This window comes from Citrobacter sp. wls710, from assembly GCF_005281115.1.
GTDB classification, from domain to species: Bacteria; Pseudomonadota; Gammaproteobacteria; order Enterobacterales; family Enterobacteriaceae; genus Citrobacter; species Citrobacter werkmanii.
On record NZ_SZXD01000001.1, the window covers coordinates 34,087 to 56,193 of the forward strand.

Genomic DNA, 22,107 nt, shown 5'->3' on the forward strand with positions numbered 1-22,107 from the left:
CATGAGTCTGACCATTACGCTGACGGGAACCGGCGGCGCGCAGCTGGTGCCGGCATTTGGCTGCGACTGCGCGGCCTGTCAGCGGGCGCGCTTACAGGCGCAATACCGTCGACGCCCCTGTAGCGGGGTGGTCAAATTCAATCATGCGGTGACCCTGCTGGACGCGGGGATCCCGCATCTGATGGACGACTGGCCAGCGGGCAGCTTTCAGCAGTTTCTGCTGACCCACTATCATATGGATCATGTGCAGGGGTTGTTCCCGTTGCGCTGGGGCGTAGGGGCGAATATCCCGGTGTACGGTCCGCCGGATGAACAGGGTTGCGACGATCTGTTTAAGCATCCCGGTATTCTCGATTTTAGCCATACCGTTGCACCGTTCGTGGTATTTGACCTGCAAGGGTTGCAGGTGACGCCGCTGCCGCTCAACCATTCAAAGCTAACGTTTGGCTATCTGTTCGAGACCGCGCACAGCCGCGTGGCGTGGCTCTCCGACACCGCCGGGCTTCCCGATAAGACGCTGAAGTTTCTCCACAATAACCCACCGCAGGTGATTATCATCGACTGCAGCCATGCCCCGCGTGCCGAGCCGCCGCGCAATCATTGCGATCTCAATACCGTCATCGCGCTGAACGAGGTTATGCGCTGTCCAAGGGTGATCCTGACGCATATCAGCCACCAGTTCGACCAGTGGTTAATGGAAAATCCGCTGCCGGCAGGCATCGAAGCAGGATATGATGGGATGGAGATTGTGCTGGAGTAACAGCTAACGATCATAATCCTCTTCCATTCTGCGTTCTTCGTCTTCTAACTGACGTCGTTCCTGATCGAGCTGGCGCTGGCGGTCATCCAGTTGGCGACGTCGGTCTTCAAACTGACGGCGGCGATTATCATACTGTCTGCGTCGATCGTCACTCATCTGACGCTGCCAGCTTTCATCACGAGAGTCATCATAATCCCGCCCGTTGTCCGGTTTGTATGCGTCGTTAATCGCCTGCTGAATATTGCCGATGGCGTCATCGATAATATCCGCCTGTGCCGATACGGTGGTCAGCATTAGCAAACTACAAAGAAGGAATGTCGCGGAGCGTTGCATAAAACCAGCCTCATCAAGAAACTCGCCCCACGGTAATCAAAGCGTATTTGCACGGGTAGCGGAGGAATCTCAATTACGCGAATGCCGCAGCGCCTGCGCCAACTCTCCCCGAGTAAAAGGCTTACGCAATAACGCCACATCCGGCAGTGCCGGGTTATGGGCCGGACGCAAATCCTGACCGCTCATCAGCAGGATGTTCAGCTGCGGATAATGTGCCTGGGCATGGTTAACCACATCCACGCCGCTTAAACCACCAGGCAGCATGACGTCGCTGATAAAAATATCAATCTCGGATGAAGCCGCCAGCATGTGCATCGCCTGTTCGCCGTTGGCGGCTTCTAACGTCAGGTAGCCCAGCAGGTGTAATTGCTCACACAACGTCTGGCGCACATCAGCCTCGTCCTCAAGCACCAGCACCAGTTTTTCACCGCTGTTCGCCGCATGTACCGCCACCGGTTCTGCCTGAGCCTGCACCGGCACTACGGCGCGAGGCAGTTGCAACCTGACCGTCGTTCCCTGCCCCGGCGCGCTTTCAATCTCCACGCGCCCGCCGGACTGACGTACAAAGCCGTAGACCATTGATAACCCCAGCCCGCTGCCGCTGCCGGTCTGTTTGGTGGTGAAAAACGGCTCAAAGACCTGAGCTTTCACCTCCTGCGACATCCCGCAGCCCTGGTCGGCGACCTCCAGCATCACCATATCCTGCTTACGCCCATCGCTGCGCGTGACCCGCTGGTTCCAGGTACGGATTTTAATCGTGCCCGCCTGCCCGTCCATGGCGTCACGGGCGTTCATCACCAGATTGATAATGGCGTTTTCCAGTTGGCTGACGTCAATCCACGCGGGCCAGGCGGGAGACTGGGCTTCAATCTCCAGCGTCAACGTGGCCGGAAGAGAGTGGCGCATCAGTTCGCCCAGATTTTCCAGCAGCGTTTTCAGCTCCACCGCATGAGGGTGCAACGACTGTTTGCGCGAAAAGGCCAGCAGTCGCTGGGTAAGCAGCGCCCCGCGCTCGGCGGCTTTTAGCGCCCGATTTACCCGTGGCGCATCGGGTGAGTCTGGGTTCACCAAATCCAGACTGCCAATAATCACCGCCAGCAGGTTATTGAAATCATGCGCTAATCCGCCCGTCAGTTGCCCCACCGCCTTCAGCTTTTGGCTGTGCAGCAGCGCCTCTTCCAGTTCCTGGCGCTCGGTGCGGTCGATTTCCATTTGGCTGGTTTTTTCTTTAAGTAATCGGGTGGTGTGCTCCAGCGAAGCGGTGTTACGGGCAAAGACACTAAAAGCGCGGGCCAGTTCGCCCAGCTCATCGCGCCGCTGCAGGGCCGGAACGCTGACGTCCGATTCGCCGTGCGCCAACCGGGTCATCGCCTGCGAAATTGCCGTCAGGTTAGAGCCGAGATTACGATAGATATACCAACCGGCAAAACCGGTAATCACTACGGCCAGCAACGCAAACACCATAATAAACAACGCGCCGGATTGCAGTTCCTGATGGCTTTGCGCCACCCGCTGCTCAGAAATCAGCGCCACCTGCGAGGCATATTGATTGATATCGCTATTAAGGATCGCCACCAGCGCTTTGATATGAAACATATACCAGTTGATCGCCAGATCGCTCTGCTCCAGCGCGGAAGAAAGCGGCTCCAGCTTATGCAGTTCCTGATTGAAATCGTTGAGGATTCTGCTTATCAACGGGCTGGAGTGATGTAAAGGCAGCGCGGTCATCACGCTGTCGAGTTGTTTCACTACCGATCGCGGCGTGGGAGTCTCAATGGCGGCAATGATCAAGCGGTCTATTTGCCCCAGCAGCATGTCATCCTGCGCGCCGGTAAGCGTTTGCAGATGGCGCAAATAGCTTTGATTCTGATACAGCGAACTGAGCAGCGCGTTACGTTCCAGATGCCGCAGCTGTCCGCGCTGCAACATCCCTTCTACGCTACTTTGTAACTCATTGCTGCGCTGGATAATACGCTCGACCAGCACCGGCTCCTGCTGAGCCAGCGGCGCGGTAGCCAGTTGTTGCAGCGAATGCTTCATCGCCCGCTGGGTCTCCTGCAACCGCTCCGCTTCACCTTTGTATTCCAGCGCACCGACCACCTGCGAGAGCCGCACCGCCGCCGTCGCCACATTGGCCGTATCGCGCGCCAGGTTCATGCTGCCGGTCATGTCATCGACAGTTTGCTGCTGTACCTGCTCCTGAATTTGACTGGCATGCTGAAACCCCAGCACCGCCACGCCGCTCACCATCAGCGTGACCGCCACGACCAGCAGATTGAAGAACAGCAATCGTCCGCGCGCACTGGCGAAAAAGTGACGTCCCGGTTGCGGCATATCACGCTCCGTGAAGAAAAATCGCAATATGACAAATATGAACGGCTTCTGACATTTTGCATTTACATTCCTGTGATGGACTGCTGATATCGGCCACCCCACAGGAGATCCGCTATGAGCAGGACACCGGTTCTGGAGATGCGCAACATTGCCAAAGCGTTTGGCAAATTTTACGCGCTGAAAGGGGTCGATTTAACCGTCTGGCCGGGTGAGATTCATGCCCTGATGGGCGAGAATGGCGCGGGGAAAAGCACCCTGATGAAGATCCTCGCGGGTGCCTATACCGCCACCAGCGGCGAGATCCTGATTGACGGTCAGCCGTTCCACATTCGTGGACCAAAAGATGCGCTCAGCGCGGGCATCACGCTGATTTATCAGGAGATGCAGCTAGCGCCGAACCTGACGGTAGCGGAAAATATATTTCTTGGCAGCGAGCTGTCGCGCGGCGGTCTGGTCCAGCGTAAAGAGATGGTGCTGCAGTCGCAGAAAGTCATCGACCGACTCGGCGCCCAGTTTAAGGCCAGCGATCGCGTGATGACGTTGACCATCGCCGAACAGCAACAGGTAGAAATCGCCCGCGCTCTGCACCGTAACAGCCGCATTCTGGTGATGGATGAACCCACCGCCGCCCTCTCCTCACGTGAAACCCACCGCCTATTCGAACTGATCATGCGCCTGCGCGATGAAGGGATGGCGATTATTTACATCAGCCACCGCATGGCCGAAGTGTACGAACTTTCCGATCGCGTCAGCGTCCTGCGCGACGGGCAATACGTCGGTAGCCTGACCCGCGACAAGCTCAACGCCGCGGAGCTGGTGCGCATGATGGTGGGCCGTCCGCTAAGCGATCTGTTCAACAAAGAGCGCGATATTCCCTTAGGTAAAGCGCGCCTCAACGTCCACCACCTGACCGACGGTCATAAAGTCCAGCCGTGCAGCTTGTTGGTGCGCTCCGGGGAGATCGTCGGCCTCGCCGGGTTAGTTGGCGCCGGGCGTTCTGAACTGGCGCAGCTGATTTTTGGCGTGCGTAAAGCCATCGGCGGCATGATTGAAGTAGACGGTGAACCGGTGGTGATCCACTCCCCGCGCGAAGCGATTGATCACGGCATCGGCTTTCTGACCGAGAACCGCAAAGAACAGGGGCTGTTTTTAGAACTGGCGGCAGCAGAGAACATCACCATGGCGACGCTGGAGCGCGATGCCAACTGGGGCATGCTCGATCGCAAAAAGGCGCAGGCCATTTCCGATGACGCTATCAAACTGCTCAACATTCGCGTGCCGCACGCGCAGGTACGCGCAGGTGGGCTGTCCGGCGGCAATCAGCAAAAATTGTTGATCTCGCGCTGGGTGGCGATCGGCCCACGCATTTTGATCCTCGATGAACCCACGCGCGGGGTAGACGTTGGCGCGAAAAGCGAGATCTACCGGATCATGAACGACATGGCGCGCAAAGGCGTGGCGATCCTGATGATCTCCAGCGAATTGCCGGAAGTCGTTGGCATGAGCGATCGCGTGTACGTCATGCGCGAAGGCAGCATTGCCGGCGAGCTGAACGGACAAAGTATTACCCAAGAAAATATTATGACGCTGGCGACCGGCGTGAACGACTCCCATCATCAGGCGGTGCCCCATGAATAATCCAACCACTCCCCAGCAGGTGGCGAAATCCACCACCGCAAAAAAGATGCTGATGAGCGATCTGATGCAAACGGTCGGCATCTTACCGATTTTGATCCTGATTGTGGCGGTATTTGGTTTTATTGCGCCCAATTTTTTCACCGAGAGCAACCTGCTGAATATTACCCGCCAGGCCTCAATCAATATCGTGCTGGCGGCTGGCATGACCTTTATCATTTTGACCGGCGGGATCGATCTCTCAGTTGGCTCGATTCTCGGCACCACCGCCGTAGCGGCGATGGTCGTTTCTCTTATTCCTGAGTTTGCCATGCTGTCGATTCCGGCGGCGCTGATGCTCGGCCTGGTGCTGGGGCTGTTTAACGGTGCGCTGGTTGCTTTTGCCGGGCTGCCGCCGTTTATCGTCACGCTTGGAACCTATACCGCGCTGCGCGGCGCGGCCTATCTGCTGGCCGATGGCACCACGGTGATTAACTCCAATATCAGCTTTGAATGGATCGGCAACAACTATCTCGGCCCGGTTCCGTGGCTGGTGGTCATTGCGCTGGCGGTGGTGGTGGTGTGCTGGTTTATTCTGCGCCGCACCACGCTCGGCGTACATATCTACGCGGTCGGCGGCAACATGCAGGCCGCACGCTTAACCGGGATCAAAGTATGGCTGGTGCTGCTGTTCGTCTACGGCATCAGCGGTTTGCTTTCAGGTCTGGGCGGGGTGATGAGCGCCTCGCGGCTGTACAGCGCCAACGGCAACTTAGGTATGGGTTACGAGCTGGACGCCATCGCGGCGGTAATCCTCGGCGGCACCAGCTTTGTCGGCGGGATCGGCACCATCACCGGCACGCTGGTGGGGGCGCTGATCATCGCCACGCTCAATAACGGCATGACGCTAATGGGCGTCTCCTATTTCTGGCAACTGGTGATCAAAGGGGCGGTGATCATCATAGCGGTGCTGATCGACAAATACCGTACCCGACACCATCAAAGTGCATAGACAAGCTTGCCGGATGGCGGCGTAATCGCTTTGTCCGGCCGATAACAACAATACCCTACGTGAGGAAACGAGTATGCGTTTGAAGCCATTAGTGACCGCGCTCTGTGCTGGCGCACTGCTTGCTGCAGCTCCGTTTGTGCAGGCAAAAGAACTGAAATCGATCGGCGTTACGGTGGGCGACCTGGCGAACCCATTCTTCGTGCAAATAACCAAAGGCGCGGAGCTGGAGGCACGTAAACTGGCGGGTGATAGCGTCAAAGTGACGCTGGTCTCCAGCGGCTACGATCTGGGGCAACAGGTGTCGCAAATCGACAACTTTATTGCCGCCAAAGTCGACATGATTATCCTTAACGCCGCGGACTCCAAAGGCATCGGTCCGGCGGTAAAACGCGCGAAAGACGCCGGGATTGTGGTGGTGGCCGTTGACGTGGCGGCGGAAGGCGCAGACGCGACCATCACCTCCGATAACACTCAGGCGGGTGAAATGGCCTGCAAATACATTACCGACCGTCTGAAAGGGAAAGGCAACGTCGTCATCATCAACGGACCGCCGGTTTCCGCCGTCCAGAACCGTGTGGAAGGCTGCCAGACCGAGTTCAAACGCCATCCGGACATCAAGGTGCTGTCGTATAACCAAAACGCCAAAGGCAGCCGCGAGGGCGGGCTGGAGATCATGACCGCGCTGCTGGCGGCAAATCCGAAGATCGACGGTGTATTCGCCATTAACGATCCCACGGCGATCGGTGCCGATCTGGCGGCAAAACAGGCGCAGCGTAACGAATTCTTTATTGTCGGCGTCGACGGATCGCCAGACGGTGAAGAGGCGCTGAAGCGCGAAAACTCATTATTTGTGGCGACGCCGGCACAAGATCCGCAGGTGATGGCTGCCAAAGCGGTCGAAATCGGCTATGACATACTGCAGGGGAAACCCGCCCCAAAAGAGCCCGTGCTGATCCCGGTGACAATGATCGATAAAAACAACGTTGCTAATTATAAAGGTTGGACGGTGAAATAACCCGCCACAGCAACGTCGGATAGCGGCAAAAATGCCTTCTCCGGCCTACAAGATCGGTATGAATTTGTAGGCCGGAGAAGCGCAGCGCCATCCGGCATTATTCTAAGGAGAATTCTGCGATGAAACGCTCCGCAATAAACGAAATCCTTGGCCACACGCGCCAGTTTTTTTCTCTGCACGACGTGCACCTCCCCCCTTTCGCCAGTTTCCCGCCGACCCAATGGCGCAAGCTTGATGCTTCTGCCTGGAGCGAAGTTTTCGACCTTAAGCTCGGTTGGGATGTCACCGCCTTTGGCGGCAACAATTTCGCCGCGCAAGGGTTAACGCTGTTCACCCTGCGTAATGGCTCGCCGAAAGGTATGCCTTACGAGAAATGCTACGCCGAGAAAATCATGCATGTTCGCGAGGCGCAGGTCACGCCGATGCATTTTCACTGGCGCAAACGCGAAGACATTATCAATCGTGGCGGCGGTAATTTAATAGTGGAACTGTGGAATGCGGGGCTGCGGGAGCAAACGGAGGACAGCGACGTGAACGTGGTGATTGACGGCTGTCGGCAAACCCATGCCGCGGGCAGCCAACTGCGCCTGACGCCGGGTGAGAGCATCTGCCTGCCGCCGGGCCTGTATCACAGCTTCTGGGCGGAAAAAGGTTTTGGCGACGTGCTGGTTGGCGAGGTCTCATCTATTAATGACGACGACCACGATAACCATTTTCTGCAACCTATCACCCGCTATAACGACATTGAAGAAGATGAACCGGCGCAGCTGGTGCTGTGTAACGAATATCGCCTGTTCCGCTAACCAAGGAGCGCATTATGCCGTTGATATCTCTCGCCGATGGCCTCGCCCATGCCCGTGAGCACCGCTATGCATTAGGCGCATTTAACGTTCTGGACTCGCATTTCCTGCGCGCCCTGTTTGCCGCGGCTAAACAGGAACGTTCGCCGTTTATCATCAACATCGCCGAGGTGCATTTTAAATATATCTCGCTGGATTCTCTGGTCGAAGCGGTCAAATTCGAAGCCGCCAGGCACGACATTCCGGTGGTGCTGAACCTTGACCACGGCCTGCACTTTGAGTCAGTGGTGCGGGCGCTACGCTTAGGTTTCAGTTCAGTGATGTTCGATGGCTCCACGCTGGAGTATGAAGAAAATATCCGCCAGACCCGCGAAGTGGTGAAGATGTGTCATGCCGTCGGCGTCTCGGTGGAAGCCGAACTGGGTGCGGTGGGCGGTGATGAGGGCGGCGCGCTGTACGGTCATGCTGACGAGTCGTTGTTTACCGACCCGATGATGGCGCGTGATTTCGTCGACAGAACCGGGATTGACGCGCTGGCGGTCGCCATTGGCAATGCGCACGGCAAATATAAAGGCGAACCGGAACTCGACTTCCCGCGTCTGGACGCTATTCGCCAGCAGGCGGCGATCCCGCTGGTACTGCACGGCGGTTCAGGCATCAGCGATAACGATTTCAAGCGCGTAATTGAACTCGGTATTCACAAAATCAACTTCTATACCGGCATGTCGCAGGCGGCGCTGACAGCGGTAGAGTCGCGGATGGCCAATCGCCAGTCGCTGTACGACGAGTTTGCCGAACTGCTGCTGGCCATTGAAGAGGCCATTACCGATACCGTTTCTGAACAAATGCGCATTTTTGGCAGTGCGGGGCAGGTCTGATGGAACGCAAAGGCGTTATCGCCGCAGGCAACATGCTGGTCGATCATGTCCATCAAATTGTGCAGTGGCCGGAACGCGGCTGGCTGGCAGAAATCACTCGTAGCGAACGCGCCACGGGCGGTGCGCCGCTGAACGTGCTGCTGACGCTGGCAAAAATGCACACTGGGCTGCCGTTGCAGGCGGTGGGGTTAATCGGTCAGGACAGCGACGGCGACTACATCATGGCGATGCTGGAGCAGTATCACGTTAATCGCCAACATGTGCAGCGCACCACATTCGCCCCCACATCGATGTCGCAGGTGATGACCGATCCCAGCGGTCAGCGCACTTTTTTTCATTCGCCCGGTGCCAATCGACTACTGGATTTACCCGCCTTTGAGCAACTGGATACCTCGATGAAAATCTTCCATCTTGGCTATCTGCTGCTGCTCGACAGTCTGGACATGCCGGATGAGGAGTACGGGACGCGTAGCGCACGGCTGCTGGCGCAAATGCGCGACAACGGCTTTGAAACGTCGTTGGATCTGGTCTCGCGTAAGGGCGATCCGCGCTACCAACCACTGGTGATGCCGGCCCTGCGCCATCTCGACTATCTGGTGATTAACGAGCTGGAGGCCGGGGAGTTCAGCGGGCTGGAGATTCGCCAGCCCAACGGCGAGCTGCATATTCCCCATATCGCTACCGCCGCGCGCGAACTGCTGGATGCAGGCGTGCGCCAGCGGGTGGTGATCCACTGTCCGGAAGGTGCCTGGGGTGAAGCGCCGGATCTGCCGGGCGTCTGGATACCGTCACAGTTACTGGCGCAAGAAGAGATTGTCGGCAGCGTCGGCGCAGGAGATGCGTTTTGCGCCGGATTTCTGTATGGCTGTCATGAGCGCTGGTCGCTGGCAGACAGCATCAGACTGGCGCACGCCTGTGCGCGGGCAAGCTTGCTGTGCGCTAACGCGATAGATGGCGCGAAAACGCTGGCAGAGTTAAAAGCGACTATGGCTGATGCCTGACGATCACGCCGCTTTATCGTGATGCTGCACATCGGCGGCAAACACATAGCCCAGCCCGCGCAGGGTTTTGATCAGCATTGGCTGGTGCGGGTTGTTCTCTATTTTGCGCCGCAGCCGCATGATTAACACGTCAATAGTGCGGTCAAACACCTCAACGCTGTCGCTGCGCGTCAGTTCCAGCAATTGCTCACGGCTGAGCACCCGACGAGCGTTTTGCGCCAGCGCCAGCAGCAGGCTGTATTCGCCCTGCGTCAGCTCCACCTTCAGTTGTTGAGGGTTATGTAACTGGCAACCGGCGGTATCCAGATGCCAGCCATTAAAGGAAAGTCCCGTGGTTTGCGGACTGCCGCTTTCAGGCGTCAACACGCCAACGCGTCTGAGCACCGCCTTTACCCGCGCCACCAGCACCCGCGCATTGAACGGTTTCCCGATATAGTCGTCAGCGCCCATTTCCAGTCCGACCACCACATCCGACTCGCTGCCTAAGCCCGTCAGCATGACTACCGGTAATCCGGGCCTCATCTTTTGCACCTGCTGCAACACCATCAGACCGTTGATATCGGGCAACATCATGTCCAGCAATACCAGAGCGATATCCGGCTGAGTCTCAATGCAGCGCAGAGCCTCCTGTCCGCTATGGCACGCGCTCACTGCAAAGACGTGCTCGCTCAGCACGTCCTGTAATAGCGTGCAAACAGCCTCGTCATCATCCACAACCAGTATGGCTGGCTTCATTGTTTTTCCCCATTTCAGGCCAACTTAAATGAGTGTGATTGATTCTGCACAGAGTGACAGCGATAAGGCACAAGGTTGTGCGGGAAACATAACCTCGGTCACACTGCCGGACCGTCACGTATTGGAGATTCGTCACGTCAAATATGACGACAGCCTGTTTTTCGTCAGAGTTTTGACCAAAAATCGCCCGTAATATCGACTAATGCCCCTGAAAAAAACATGGCATAAAAGATGCATAAGCAAAGCGACAAGCGCGTATGCGCGATTTGATTAACTGGAGCGAGACCGATGAAAAAAGTCGTCACGGTTTGCCCATATTGCGCATCAGGTTGCAAAATCAACCTGGTGGTCGATAACGGCAAAATCGTCCGGGCTGAGGCGGCGCAGGGGAAAACCAACCAGGGTACCCTGTGTCTGAAGGGCTACTATGGCTGGGATTTTATTAATGATACCCAGATCCTGACCCCTCGCCTGAAAACCCCAATGATCCGTCGCCAGCGTGGCGGCAAACTGGAATCTGTTTCCTGGGATGAAGCGCTGAATTACGTCGCCGATCGCCTGAGCGCCATCAAAGCGAAGTACGGCCCGGACGCTATTCAGACGACCGGTTCATCTCGCGGTACAGGTAACGAAACCAACTATGTAATGCAAAAATTCGCGCGCGCCGTTATTGGTACCAATAACGTTGACTGCTGCGCTCGCGTCTGACACGGCCCTTCGGTTGCAGGTCTGCACCAATCGGTCGGTAACGGCGCAATGAGTAATGCTATCAATGAAATTGATAACACGGATTTAGTGTTCATCTTCGGGTATAACCCTGCGGATTCCCACCCGATCGTGGCGAATCACGTAATTAACGCTAAACGTAACGGGGCGAAAATTATCGTCTGCGATCCGCGCAAAATTGAAACCGCGCGTATTGCCGACATGCACATCGCGTTGAAAAACGGCTCGAACATCGCGCTGCTCAACGCCATGGGACATGTCATCATCGAAGAAAAACTGTACGACCAGGCGTTCGTCGCCTCCCGTACGGAAGGATTCGAAGAGTACAGCAAGATTGTCGAAGGCTATACGCCGGAGTCTGTCGAAGATATCACGGGCGTTAGCGCGCACGATATTCGTCAGGCTGCGCGTATGTACGCCACGGCGAAAAGCGCGGCAATTCTGTGGGGCATGGGTGTGACCCAGTTCTATCAGGGTGTGGAAACCGTGCGTTCACTGACCAGCCTCGCGATGCTGACCGGTAACCTCGGTAAGCCAAGCGTGGGCGTTAACCCGGTTCGTGGCCAGAACAACGTTCAGGGCGCATGCGACATGGGCGCGCTGCCGGATACCTATCCGGGCTATCAGTACGTTAAATTCCCGGAAAACCGCGAGAAGTTCGCTAAAGCCTGGGGCGTGGAAAGCCTGCCTGCGCATACCGGCTATCGCATCAGCGAACTGCCGCACCGTGCGGCGCATGGCGAAGTGCGCGCGGCGTACATTATGGGTGAAGATCCATTACAGACCGATGCTGAGCTCTCCGCAGTGCGCAAAGGCTTTGAGGATCTGGAACTGGTCATCGTGCAGGATATCTTCATGACCAAAACCGCCGCTGCCGCAGACGTTATTTTACCGTCTACGTCATGGGGCGAGCATGAAGGCGTCTTCTCTGCGGCTGACCGTGGCTTCCAGCGCTTCTTTAAAGCCGTTGAGCCGAAGTGGGATCTGAAAACGGACTGGCAGATTATCAGTGAAATCGCCACCCGTATGGGCTACCCGATGCACTACAACAACACCCAGGAAATCTGGGACGAGTTGCGTCATCTGTGCCCGGATTTCTACGGCGCCACTTACGAGAAAATGGGCGAACTGGGCTATATCCAGTGGCCTTGCCGCGACACCTCAGATGCCGACCAGGGTACGTCTTACCTCTTCAAAGAGAAATTTGACACCCCGAACGGCCTGGCGCAGTTCTTCACCTGCGACTGGGTAGCGCCAATCGACAAACTCACCCCAGAGTACCCGATGGTACTGTCGACGGTGCGTGAAGTCGGCCACTACTCTTGCCGTTCGATGACCGGTAACTGTGCGGCGCTGGCCGCGCTGGCGGATGAGCCTGGTTATGCCCAGATCAACACCGCTGACGCAGAGCGTCTGGGTATTCAGGATGAAGATCTGGTGTGGGTTAACTCACGTAAAGGCCGGGTTATTACCCGCGCGGCAGTCAGCGATCGTCCAAACAAAGGTGCGATTTACATGACCTACCAGTGGTGGATTGGGGCATGTAATGAACTGGTAACCGAGAACTTAAGCCCGATTACCAAAACGCCGGAGTACAAATACTGTGCCGTTAACGTTGAACGCATTGCCGATCAGCGCGCTGCCGAGCAGTATGTTATTGATGAGTACACCAAGCTGAAAGCCAGCCTGCGCGAAAGCGCGATGGGTTAGTCCGTTTACGTACCTGTTCTGCAACAGCCTCCGCCCGGAGGCTGTTTTTTTATCCATACGATCTCTTTATACTGTTCATTCCGTACCCTAAATAAAACTCAAAATGAAACAACTTCTTGCATTGATGTTCCTCGTGACATTCTTTGCCCATGCCAGTGATACTGAGCCAGGAAGCCAGTATTTACAGGCAGCAGAGGCAGGTGACCGACGCGCACAGTATTTTCTCGCCGATACCTGGTTCAGTTCAGGCGATTTAAGTAAAGCCGAATACTGGGCGCAAAAAGCCGCCGACAACGGTGATGCGGATGCCTATGCTTTGTTGGCGCAGATTAAGATAACCAACCCGGTCAGTCTGGATTACCCTCAGGCCAAAACGCTGGCGGAAAAAGCGACGCAGGCGGGCAGTAAGGCTGGTGAAATTACGCTGGCGCGTATTCTGGTGAACACCCAGGCAGGCCGCACCGATTACCCCAAAGCCATTACCTTGCTGCAAAACGCCTCCGAGGATCTGGAGAATGACTCCGCCGTCGACGCGCAAATGCTGCTCGGGCTGATTTACGCCAACGGCGTAGGCATTCCTGCTGACGATGAGAAAGCGACGTGGTATTTCAAGCGTAGTTCAGCCATTTCCCGCACCGGTTATTCCGAATACTGGGCCGGGATGATGTTCTTAAACGGCGAGCAGGGTTTTATCGAGAAGAATAAACAGAAAGCACTGCACTGGTTGAATCTGAGCTGTATGGAAGGATTCGATACCGGCTGCGAAGAGTTTGATAAGTTAACCAACGGCTAATGGTTTGCATTGCCGGATGGCGGCGCAAGCGCCATCCGGCAATCTGTCATTAATTACTGATTAGCGGTCTTATCAAATTTACCCAGCACATCGCGCTCATAGGCCAGCGCTTTCTTGCGGTCAAATTTATGTTCCCACTTGGCGATAACCAGCACGGCCAGCGCATTACCCACCACGTTCAGCGCAGTACGCGCCATATCGAGGATACGGTCAACACCGGCAATAAACGCCAGACCTTCCAACGGGATCCCCACGCTGCCAAGCGTTGCCAGCAACACCACAAACGATACGCCCGGCACGCCCGCAATCCCTTTCGAGGTAACCATCAGCGTCAGCACCAGCACGATTTCCTGCCACAGCGACAGATCGATACCGTATAGCTGCGCGATAAAGATAGCGGCGATACTCTGGTACAGCGTTGAACCATCAAGGTTGAATGAGTAACCGGTCGGCACCACAAAGCTGGTGATTGACGCCGGTGCGCCGTAGGCTTCCATCTTCTCGATAATACGCGGCAGCACGCTCTCGGAACTCGCGGTCGAGTAGGCCAGAATCAGCTCGTCTTTCAGAATGCGGATCAGGATCCAGATGCTCAAGCCGCAGATACGCGCCACGATCCCCAACACCACCAGCGCGAAGAACAGGATGGCGAAATGCACCAACAGCACCAGCTTCGCCAGCGGCCACAGGGAGGCAAAACCGAAGTTCGCGACGGTAACAGCGATCAGCGCAAAAACCCCGACTGGCGCGTAACGCATCACCATGTGCGTCACTTTAAACATGGTTTCGGAGATCGAGCGGAACACGGTAACCAGCGGCTCGCGGTGAGTTGCCGGCAGAGAAGACAGACCTAAACCGAACAGTACCGAGAAGAAGATAATCGGCAGCATGTCGCCTTTTGCCATCGACGCGACGATGTTGGTCGGCACCAGTGACAAAATCGTGCCCATCAGGCCATGCGCGTGGCTCTGCACTTCCGCGGTGGTGCTCTGATATTTCGAAATATCGACGGTTGCCAGTTGCGACATATCTACCCCGGTACCGGGCTGGAACACGTTCGCCAGCGTGATACCAAGGATAATCGCCACGGTGGTGATCACTTCGAAATAGATAATCGTTTTGGCGCCAATACGGCCCAACTGTTTGGCATCACCTACCCCGGCGATACCGACAATCAATGTAGAGATAACAATTGGTACGACGATCATTTTGATCAGGTGGATAAAGATATCGCCCGCCGGAGACAGCAGGTTTACAATCAGCCATTCACGGCTGTCACTATGGTAATGCAGGTAACTCCCTAGCAGAATGCCCAGCACCATAGCGATTAGAATCTGCCATGCCAGGCTGACTTTCAAATTTTTCATAACAACGGACTTCCTCGATGGAGCGCTATTCCACATGCAGCGCGTGGGAATAGTACATACTGAAAGGGTATGATTTGTGTTGCGTTCGTTTATGGAGTTTTTTAACGCTTATTATCATTATCATCTGCATGGCATTCAGCGCAACCCTCTGAGAACAGGGCCTTTCGCTGATTATTTGCATAAAAATGCAATTTTATCGGGGTAATGATGAATAACTTTTTGTTATAAAAGAATTTTAATATGATCAAAAATGAAGAAGTCAGGATATGAGTTTTTTTTGCTCGCTTGTTCGTTCGCCTGTTTTTTAAACAGGCAAAATGATACAAATCACAAATAAAACAAATTTATTTTTGCCGATTCTGCAACAACTTCGCCATATTAATAGAGTCAATGAGCTGTGCCCGGTTCACCCTCGGCGAGTTTAAATCCATAACCTTTTGCCACACTGAAATAGCCTGGGCGTAGTCTGCCTGCATAAACGCATCGGAAGCTAACAGCATCAGCGCAGTGACCTCTGCCGGGTCAAGCGCCAGAGCCTTATCAATCATCTCGCGAGTGGGCGGCGTCATATGTTGTCCGGCCTGGTAATACAATACCGTTGCCATCGCTGAATAGATCTCAGCATTTTCACCGCCGACACGCAGCGCCTGTTCGTAGGCCAGCAGCGCATTATGATACGCGTTTTGCCACAGATAGTACTCACCCAGTTGCGCCCATTTCACGGCGTCCTGTGGATGAGCGCGAATTTGCGATTGCAGAGATAGCAGCCGTTTTTCCTGAATATTTTCATCAGAAAAAGCATGTAAAGGGTCTGCCAGACGCGCCTGCTCCTGACGTGCCGCCTGCCATTTTGGCGTTAACAGGTAACCGCCGATGCAGGCCACAACCATCAGCCCCACCGCAACAGCCAGCCGCTTCACGGGCATTGGACGTAACGGCGCAGTGGAATGTTCGGCCTGGCTCATTGTTCATCCTCCTGCGCACGCTGACGCTTTCTCACCCGCCAGACCACCACGCCCAACAGCAATAACAGCAGGCACGGCAGCGCCCACAATAGCAGCGTTTGCTCATTCAGCGGCGGGTTGTAGCGCACGAAATCACCATAGCGGTCGGTCATCCAGGCGGTGATTTCCGCTTCGCTTTTACCTTCGGCAACCATGCTGTAAACCTGATGGCGCATACTGACCGCCACGGGCGCATTGGATTCCAGCAAGTTCTGGTTCTGACACTGCGGACAGCGCAGCTGACTGGCAATAGACAGCGCTTTCTCCTGCTGCTGCGGATTGTCAAAGCGCCAGGTATCCACAACCTGGGCGTGGGTGGCAAAAGGCAGAAAAATCAGTAAAGCCACAAGTAACATCGTTTTGCCGGATGGCGGCGTGAACGCCTTATCCGGCCTACCCTGCTTTTCACTCGTAGGCCTGATAAGCGCAGCGCCATCAGGCAATAACTCAGGATGCTTCCTCCCTCGCCATGCGCTCAGCAACGCGCCAAACACCATCAACAATCCACCTCCCCAGATCCAGCGCACGCCAGTCTGCACGTATAAGCGCATGGCGTAACGGTCCGGTCCGGTTTTTTCTCCCATCACTGCGTACCAGTCATGCATCAGATTCCAGCGGATACCCGGCTCCATCATCTGTTGACGACGCGCGGCATAGAAGCGCCTTTCGGGCTGCAGGCTACCGATACGCTGCTCATTTTGCCACAACGTGATCAGCGCTTTTTCACTGGTGTAGTTACCTTTGGCTTCCAGGTCGAGACGCTCAAAACGGAAAATGTAGCCCGCCAGATCCACCTGCTGCCCGGGGCTCAGATTCAGGCTTATCTCCTGACGACTACCGCTGGAAAAGACGATCCCTGCCGCAAACACCAGTACCCCGGCATGCGCCAGCAGTGCGGGAAGCTGACAACGCACAGAGACTTTGCGGCTTCTGATTGTCGCCAGTACGATAACCAACAGCATCAGCAGGCCAAAGGGCAGCGTGGCGCGGTTAAAGTACGGTGCGCCCACGGAGAGCCTCCCCCAGCCAAACAACCCGTAAATCATCGGATAGAGGGTGCCAATCAGCACAATCAGCAGCACCGCGCAAAAAAGTAATAGCGCGACCAGAATCAGCATCTCGCGCGACCAGCCGCCAAAACGCGCACTCTGGCGGACTTGCTGGCCTCGCCAGGCGTACAGCCCCAGCGACGCCAGGCTCAATACGCTAAACAGCGCAAACAGCGGCGCGGCACGCACGTTATCCAGCGCGAAAGCATGCACCGAAACGAGAATGCCGGAACGCACAATCAGCGTCCCCAGCAGCGATAAGATCAGCGTGACAATCGCCAGCAACAGCGACCAATGGCGGAAGATCCCCCGCTGGCGCGTGACATACAGGCTATGCAGCAGCGCGCTGGCGGAGAGCCAGGGTAATAAGGAGGCATTTTCGACCGGGTCCCAGAACCACCAGCCGCCCCAGCCCAGCTCGCAGTAGGCCCACCAGGAACCGAGGATTATCCCCAGCGTCAGCGCGCACCAGCCGGGCAGCGCCCAGCGCCAACACACCCAGGCGCTCTGCGCGTTAAAGTCACCGCGCAGCAGTGAGGCCAGCGCCACGCCCGCGGCTACCATCAAACCACCGTAACCCAGGTACAGCAGCGGCGGGTGGAGGATTAACCCAAGATGTTGCAGCATCGGGTTAAGGTCCCGTCCTTCTATAGCAGGCGGGAAAATACGCACGAAGGGATCGGACCAGACCACCACAAACAGCAGCAACAGGGCTGTCACCATTGACAGGACACTGAGCGTCAGCGGAAACAGTGGATCAGAATCACGCCGATAGCACAGAGCGAACAGCGCGCTCCAGCCGGAAAGAAACAGCACCCACAGCAGCAGCGATCCTTCATGGCCGCCCCAAACCGCCGCCAGTTTTAATCCCCACGGCAGCAGGCTGTAGCTGTGCTGAGCAACATAGACCACCGAAAAGTCGCTGGTCAGAAAACAGAATACCAGAATGGCAAAAGCCAGCAGCAGCAGCGCAAACTGCGTCCATACGCCGACGCTTGCCAGGCGCATCACGCCCTGCCAGCGCTGGCGGACACCCACCAACACGGCAAGTGGGGTCAACACGTTGACCCCGAGGCTTAATAACAGTGCCAGAAAACCGGCTTCAGGAAGGAGAACGTCCAGATATCACCTTACGCAACGGTTAGCTGACCCGCATAGAGAATGAAAAAGCGCAGCAGCAGTACGCCGGTCAGGCTGGCGCCGCATACTGCCAGCACGCCATGAAACGTCGAACTGCGGTTGGCCCAGGGTTTTAGCAACATCGGCAGTATCAGCCCAAGCCCAGCCACGCCAAGCCAGAACCACCAGGTCCAGAATCCGCCGCCCAGTGCCGCCGCCAGCGCGCGCATTTTGCCATCATCGCCCAGCGCCAGGCCGACGAAGAACGCCGCAAGCAGGAAGATCTCCAGCCATACCACCGGGACCTCCATGCGATGCACAAAGTGCGCTTCAGTGCTGTGCGGGTTGCTACGATGGCGTAACGCCATGGCGATCAGCGCCACCGCCGCGCCGGAGGAAATCCCGGAGAACAGGAATAGTACCGGCAGAATCGGGTTATTCAGGAACGGGTAGGACTTCAGCGCCGACAGCAAAAACCCGGTGTACGCCCCGAGCAGAACCGCCAGCACCAGCATTAACGTCTCCAGCGCGCGATGAAACGGCGCGATCAGCGTCAGCACTTTCTGTACGATACCTAACCGCGGCAGCCAGCGTTGTTGCAGGGCAATCACCTCTTTTTCAAAGATTTTTGCCAACCACAGCACCAGAACCACCATGTACAACTGGAACAGCATGACCCCCATCGACATCACCGAAGTGAAGCTGTAGTGGAACATCAGTTTCCAGAAGGTCCATGGACGCGTCAGGTGGAACACCAGAATTAACAGACCGAAGATTATCGCCCCCGGCCCTAACACCAGCGTAGTGCGCAGCAGCGTGCTGTCCGAACCGCCCGCCTCCGGATGGAAGCGGCGCAGCAGAATCGCCAACGTCACCAGTCCGGCGGAGATGCCAATCAGGAACAGATAGATGGCGATGGGCCAGTCCCACACCAGTGATTCAAAATGAAATGCAGAAGCGGGTGTCATTGGCTCACCTCCCCATATTTAAAGGGAACGCGGTAGACTTTCGGTTTTGTGCCCAGCGCCAGCTTGTAACGGTAGGTGGTTTTCTGCTGCAACAAACGGGAGATATCGCTGTTGGGATCGTCCAGATTACCAAACGTCAGCGCCTTCGTCGGACATGACTCAACGCAGGCGGGCTGTTTGCCCGCTTTCAGGTTAGTTTTCCGGCAGAAATCGCATTTATCCGCCGTTTTGCTCACCGGATGGATAAAGCGCACGCGATAAGGACACGCGGCGATGCAGTACTGACAGCCAACGCAAAGGTCAGGGTTCACATCCACAATACCGTTGGCGGCATCGCGATACGATGCCCCTGTCGGGCAGACGTCAACGCAGGGGGCATGGTCGCAATGCTGGCACGAGTGGCGGAAAAAGCGATATTTCACATCAGGAAACGTCCCCTGCGGCTCGCTGCGAATAATCGTCAGGCGCGATACGCCGTCCGGCACGCTGTTGACTTCCCGACAAGCATCCATGCAGGCCGTACAGCCGATGCATAATGACTCATCGTGTACCATACCGTAACGCACGCCGTTGATGTTCAACGTCTTCGCCACAACGCGTCCCGCCGTCCCGCTCACTGCCACCAGCGCGCCGACGCCGGTGATAAACTGGCGACGAGAGCAACTCATGGATGCTCCTTAAGCAACGGAACCGACGCCGGGTTAAAGTTCGGATTGTTACGCTGATCGCTGTGGCAATCGACGCAAATCTTGATCCGTCCTTTATCGCTTAGCGTCTGCATCGTGTCTTGCTTCGGATGCAGTGAGTGACAGCTGGCGCACGCCACTTTTGTGACGTGGACATCGTGCGGCCAGAACGCTTTTTGCAACTGCTCAGGCAGGTGACAGGACATACAGACGCTGTTCTGCTGCTCCACGTTGTACATTGGCTCATTAAAGCGCATCACATCCTTCACCCCTTCGCGGTGGTTCGGTGACGGCTGGCCGTGACAGTTAGTGCAGGTGACCGGCAGTTTGTTGTTCGGGTTAATGACTTCCGCATGTTTACCATGCATACCTTCGGTATCCGGCTTGTGACAATCCAGACAGGCAGCATCCGGATTACGCTGCTGAGTAACCGTCCAGCGTTGATCCGACTCCTGCGGCGTTGGCGTGGCAGTGATTCCACTCAGGCTCCAGAACAGGCCTGACGCCAGCACCCCAGCAGTTAATAACGAACGTAATACGCTCATATTCACTCCGTTGAGTTATCCGCCCCTTACGGGGCGGAATGGGGTTATTGGCTTAACAGACCGTTTTTACGCGCCTGCTCTTCCCACTGCGGAATCACCGTTTTGATGAAGTCCTGCTTCTCAGCATTAATTTGCTGCATGTTCAGACCAATCGCCGCCTGGGCTTTCTCTTTGGTAGAGATATCCGGTAACGGAATTTCATGCGTGATGCCTTTGGTCGCCAGCAGACGAACCAGTTTGGTACGCGCGTCGGCGGCTTTATCCATTGCGCTACCCAGCATCCGCAGACCTTCTTCCGGCGCGTGCATATGGATGCCGTGTGAGGCGATAGACAGATCCCAGCGCCATTGCGCGTGACGGATATCTTCCAGAATCGGCTTCATTTCCGCTTCGGTCGCACCCGCATCCCATGCGGCTTTCGCTTCGAAGTGCGCATGTACCAGCTGATCTTCAACCTTGATTTTCAGGTCATGAATGGCCTGTTTACGCTCGGCGACCACTTTTTGCAGGGACGCTTTGTCCTGGGTGTGGCAGTTTGCGCAGGTCTGGGCGAAGTTATCGAACGGGTTGCCAATCTTGTGATCGGTATAGATCTTACCTTCCGCGTTTTGCACTTTCGGCATGTGGCAGTCAATACAGGTCACGTTGTTCTTACCGTGAATGCCCGCGCTCCAGGTTTCATATTCCGGGTGCTGCGCTTTCAGCATCGGGGTTTTGGACAGAGAGTTAGTCCAGTCAGAGAAGGCGATGGTGTCGTAGTATTTCTCCATGTTCTCGACTTTCATGCCCTCATCCCACGGGAACTTAACGGCTTTGTTCTTACCGTCGAAGTAGTACTCCACGTGGCACTGGCCGCAGACCATGGATTGCTGATCAAAGCGACCAGCTTTCTCAAATGGTTTGCCGATGGCTTCCATCGCGCGCTCAGCGTAAGGACGCGACAGTGTCAGTTCTGGCTTGCCTTTGGCGAAGTCCGGCGACGCGGTGTTATGGCAATCTGCACAACCGAGGTTGTTAACAATTTCCGGACCGCCGCGCGCCCATTTACCGTGGAAGTAACCATCTTCACCGTCTTTCTGGATCAGACGCGCCACATCCGGGCTTTTACAGCTCCAGCAGGCCATCGGCAGCGGGCCGTCTTCGGCCGTTTTTGGTGCGCCGGTACGTAAAGTTTCACGTACATCGGTCACCGCATACGCGTGCCCGCGCGGTTTGTTGTAATCGCGAGAGAATGGATATCCCGCCCACAGGATCACCAGACGCGGATCTTCTGCCAGCGCATCTTCACGGGCTGATTGCTCAGACGTGGCTTTCCAGGAGAGATATTGATCGGGATGCTGAGGGGCGAAGGTTTCATTCTTCGCTTCAACGGTGACGGTCTTTGCGGGTACAGGAGTTTGTTCAGCGTGAACAGCAGAGATAAATAATAAAGGTAATAACAGGCTGAAGAAACGGCGTACGCGTGATTTTGTCCTTGCCATAGGGGTCTCATCCAGATGACGCCATTATCTGCAATGGCGGTTCTTTTATTGTTTTCCATAACAGCAACCACACGAATACTGTCATGACATTGCTCCCCCCAATTTGTAACAAGAAACCACACTGAAAATGTTGTCTTTAATCAATTGTAAGTGTATGTAAAATACCACTTTAGAGTT

General features: G+C 55.9%; 19 protein-coding genes. 9 read left to right on the top strand and 10 right to left on the bottom strand.

Features of this window, described 5'->3' with window-relative positions:
- The first annotated feature begins 1 nt into the window (after position 1).
- Positions 2–760, top strand: a complete 759-nt coding sequence (phnP, locus tag FDX14_RS00160; protein ID WP_042312931.1) for a phosphonate metabolism protein PhnP — start codon at positions 2–4, stop codon at positions 758–760.
- Positions 761–763: 3 nt separating this feature from the next.
- On the opposite strand, the gene yjdP is transcribed toward phnP, so the two are convergent.
- Positions 764–1,093, bottom strand: coding sequence for a DDRRRQL repeat protein YjdP (gene yjdP, locus FDX14_RS00165; RefSeq protein ID WP_137348836.1), 330 nt, complete (start codon positions 1,091–1,093; stop codon positions 764–766).
- Positions 1,094–1,162: 69 nt separating this feature from the next.
- Positions 1,163–3,427, bottom strand: a complete 2,265-nt coding sequence (locus FDX14_RS00170; RefSeq protein WP_137348837.1) for a hybrid sensor histidine kinase/response regulator — start codon at positions 3,425–3,427, stop codon at positions 1,163–1,165.
- Between the two features lie 114 nt (positions 3,428–3,541).
- Between FDX14_RS00170 and FDX14_RS00180 the strand changes: the two genes are divergently transcribed.
- From FDX14_RS00180 to FDX14_RS00205, 6 genes are all read left to right on the top strand, one after another.
- Positions 3,542–5,065: a sugar ABC transporter ATP-binding protein gene (locus FDX14_RS00180; RefSeq protein ID WP_042312939.1), complete on the top strand. Its 1,524-nt coding sequence runs from the start codon at positions 3,542–3,544 to the stop codon at positions 5,063–5,065.
- A complete protein-coding gene (locus FDX14_RS00185) occupies positions 5,058–6,053 on the top strand; it encodes an ABC transporter permease subunit (RefSeq protein WP_038636347.1) in 996 nt (331 codons plus the stop codon). Before FDX14_RS00180 ends, FDX14_RS00185 begins: the two co-directional genes overlap by 8 nt.
- A 73-nt stretch (positions 6,054–6,126) precedes the next feature.
- Positions 6,127–7,068: an ABC transporter substrate-binding protein gene (locus tag FDX14_RS00190; RefSeq protein ID WP_042312943.1), complete on the top strand. Its 942-nt coding sequence runs from the start codon at positions 6,127–6,129 to the stop codon at positions 7,066–7,068.
- Between the two features lie 119 nt (positions 7,069–7,187).
- Positions 7,188–7,871 carry a D-lyxose/D-mannose isomerase gene (locus tag FDX14_RS00195; protein ID WP_042312945.1) on the top strand — a complete coding sequence of 228 codons (684 nt, stop codon included), beginning with the start codon at positions 7,188–7,190 and terminating at the stop codon, positions 7,869–7,871.
- A 14-nt stretch (positions 7,872–7,885) separates the two neighbouring features.
- Positions 7,886–8,746, top strand: a complete 861-nt coding sequence (locus tag FDX14_RS00200; RefSeq protein ID WP_042312948.1) for a ketose 1,6-bisphosphate aldolase — start codon at positions 7,886–7,888, stop codon at positions 8,744–8,746.
- Positions 8,743–9,747, top strand: a complete 1,005-nt coding sequence (locus FDX14_RS00205) for a carbohydrate kinase family protein (RefSeq protein WP_137348838.1) — start codon at positions 8,743–8,745, stop codon at positions 9,745–9,747. Before FDX14_RS00200 ends, FDX14_RS00205 begins: the two co-directional genes overlap by 4 nt.
- A gap of 3 nt (positions 9,748–9,750) precedes the next feature.
- On the opposite strand, the gene FDX14_RS00210 is transcribed toward FDX14_RS00205, so the two are convergent.
- The gene (locus tag FDX14_RS00210; protein ID WP_042312951.1) at positions 9,751–10,482 is read right to left on the bottom strand and encodes a response regulator; all 732 of its coding nucleotides are present in this window, start codon (positions 10,480–10,482) and stop codon (positions 9,751–9,753) included.
- A gap of 288 nt (positions 10,483–10,770) precedes the next feature.
- Here FDX14_RS00210 and fdhF point away from each other — a divergent pair, with 288 nt between their 5' ends.
- Both fdhF and yjcO read left to right on the top strand, forming a co-directional pair.
- Positions 10,771–12,918 carry a formate dehydrogenase subunit alpha gene (gene fdhF, locus FDX14_RS00215; protein WP_079225655.1) on the top strand — a complete coding sequence of 716 codons (2,148 nt, stop codon included), beginning with the start codon at positions 10,771–10,773 and terminating at the stop codon, positions 12,916–12,918.
- A gap of 103 nt (positions 12,919–13,021) precedes the next feature.
- Positions 13,022–13,711 (top strand): Sel1 family TPR-like repeat protein YjcO, encoded by a 690-nt coding sequence (gene yjcO / locus FDX14_RS00220; RefSeq protein ID WP_079225656.1) that lies wholly within the window; start codon positions 13,022–13,024, stop codon positions 13,709–13,711.
- 53 nt (positions 13,712–13,764) lie between these two features.
- Here the strand turns inward: yjcO and gltP are convergent, their stop codons facing one another.
- The 7 genes from gltP to nrfA all read right to left on the bottom strand — a co-directional run bounded on the left by gltP (position 13,765) and on the right by nrfA (position 21,930).
- The gene (gene gltP, locus FDX14_RS00225) at positions 13,765–15,078 is read right to left on the bottom strand and encodes a glutamate/aspartate:proton symporter GltP (protein WP_038636320.1); all 1,314 of its coding nucleotides are present in this window, start codon (positions 15,076–15,078) and stop codon (positions 13,765–13,767) included.
- Between the two features lie 344 nt (positions 15,079–15,422).
- Positions 15,423–16,043 carry a heme lyase NrfEFG subunit NrfG gene (gene nrfG / locus FDX14_RS00230; protein ID WP_137348839.1) on the bottom strand — a complete coding sequence of 207 codons (621 nt, stop codon included), beginning with the start codon at positions 16,041–16,043 and terminating at the stop codon, positions 15,423–15,425.
- Entirely contained in the window at positions 16,040–18,253 is a 2,214-nt protein-coding gene (gene nrfF / locus FDX14_RS00235; protein WP_137348840.1) for a heme lyase NrfEFG subunit NrfF, read from the bottom strand. Before nrfF ends, nrfG begins: the two co-directional genes overlap by 4 nt.
- Before the next feature lie 8 nt (positions 18,254–18,261).
- Positions 18,262–19,218, bottom strand: a complete 957-nt coding sequence (gene nrfD / locus FDX14_RS00240) for a cytochrome c nitrite reductase subunit NrfD (RefSeq protein ID WP_137348841.1) — start codon at positions 19,216–19,218, stop codon at positions 18,262–18,264.
- Positions 19,215–19,886: a cytochrome c nitrite reductase Fe-S protein gene (nrfC, locus tag FDX14_RS00245; RefSeq protein WP_137348842.1), complete on the bottom strand. Its 672-nt coding sequence runs from the start codon at positions 19,884–19,886 to the stop codon at positions 19,215–19,217. The genes nrfD and nrfC overlap by 4 nt, the downstream gene beginning before the upstream one ends.
- Positions 19,883–20,449, bottom strand: a complete 567-nt coding sequence (gene nrfB, locus FDX14_RS00250; protein WP_005132587.1) for a cytochrome c nitrite reductase pentaheme subunit — start codon at positions 20,447–20,449, stop codon at positions 19,883–19,885. Before nrfB ends, nrfC begins: the two co-directional genes overlap by 4 nt.
- A 44-nt stretch (positions 20,450–20,493) precedes the next feature.
- Positions 20,494–21,930: an ammonia-forming nitrite reductase cytochrome c552 subunit gene (gene nrfA, locus FDX14_RS00255; RefSeq protein WP_038636304.1), complete on the bottom strand. Its 1,437-nt coding sequence runs from the start codon at positions 21,928–21,930 to the stop codon at positions 20,494–20,496.
- Between the last annotated feature and the right edge of the window lie 177 nt (positions 21,931–22,107).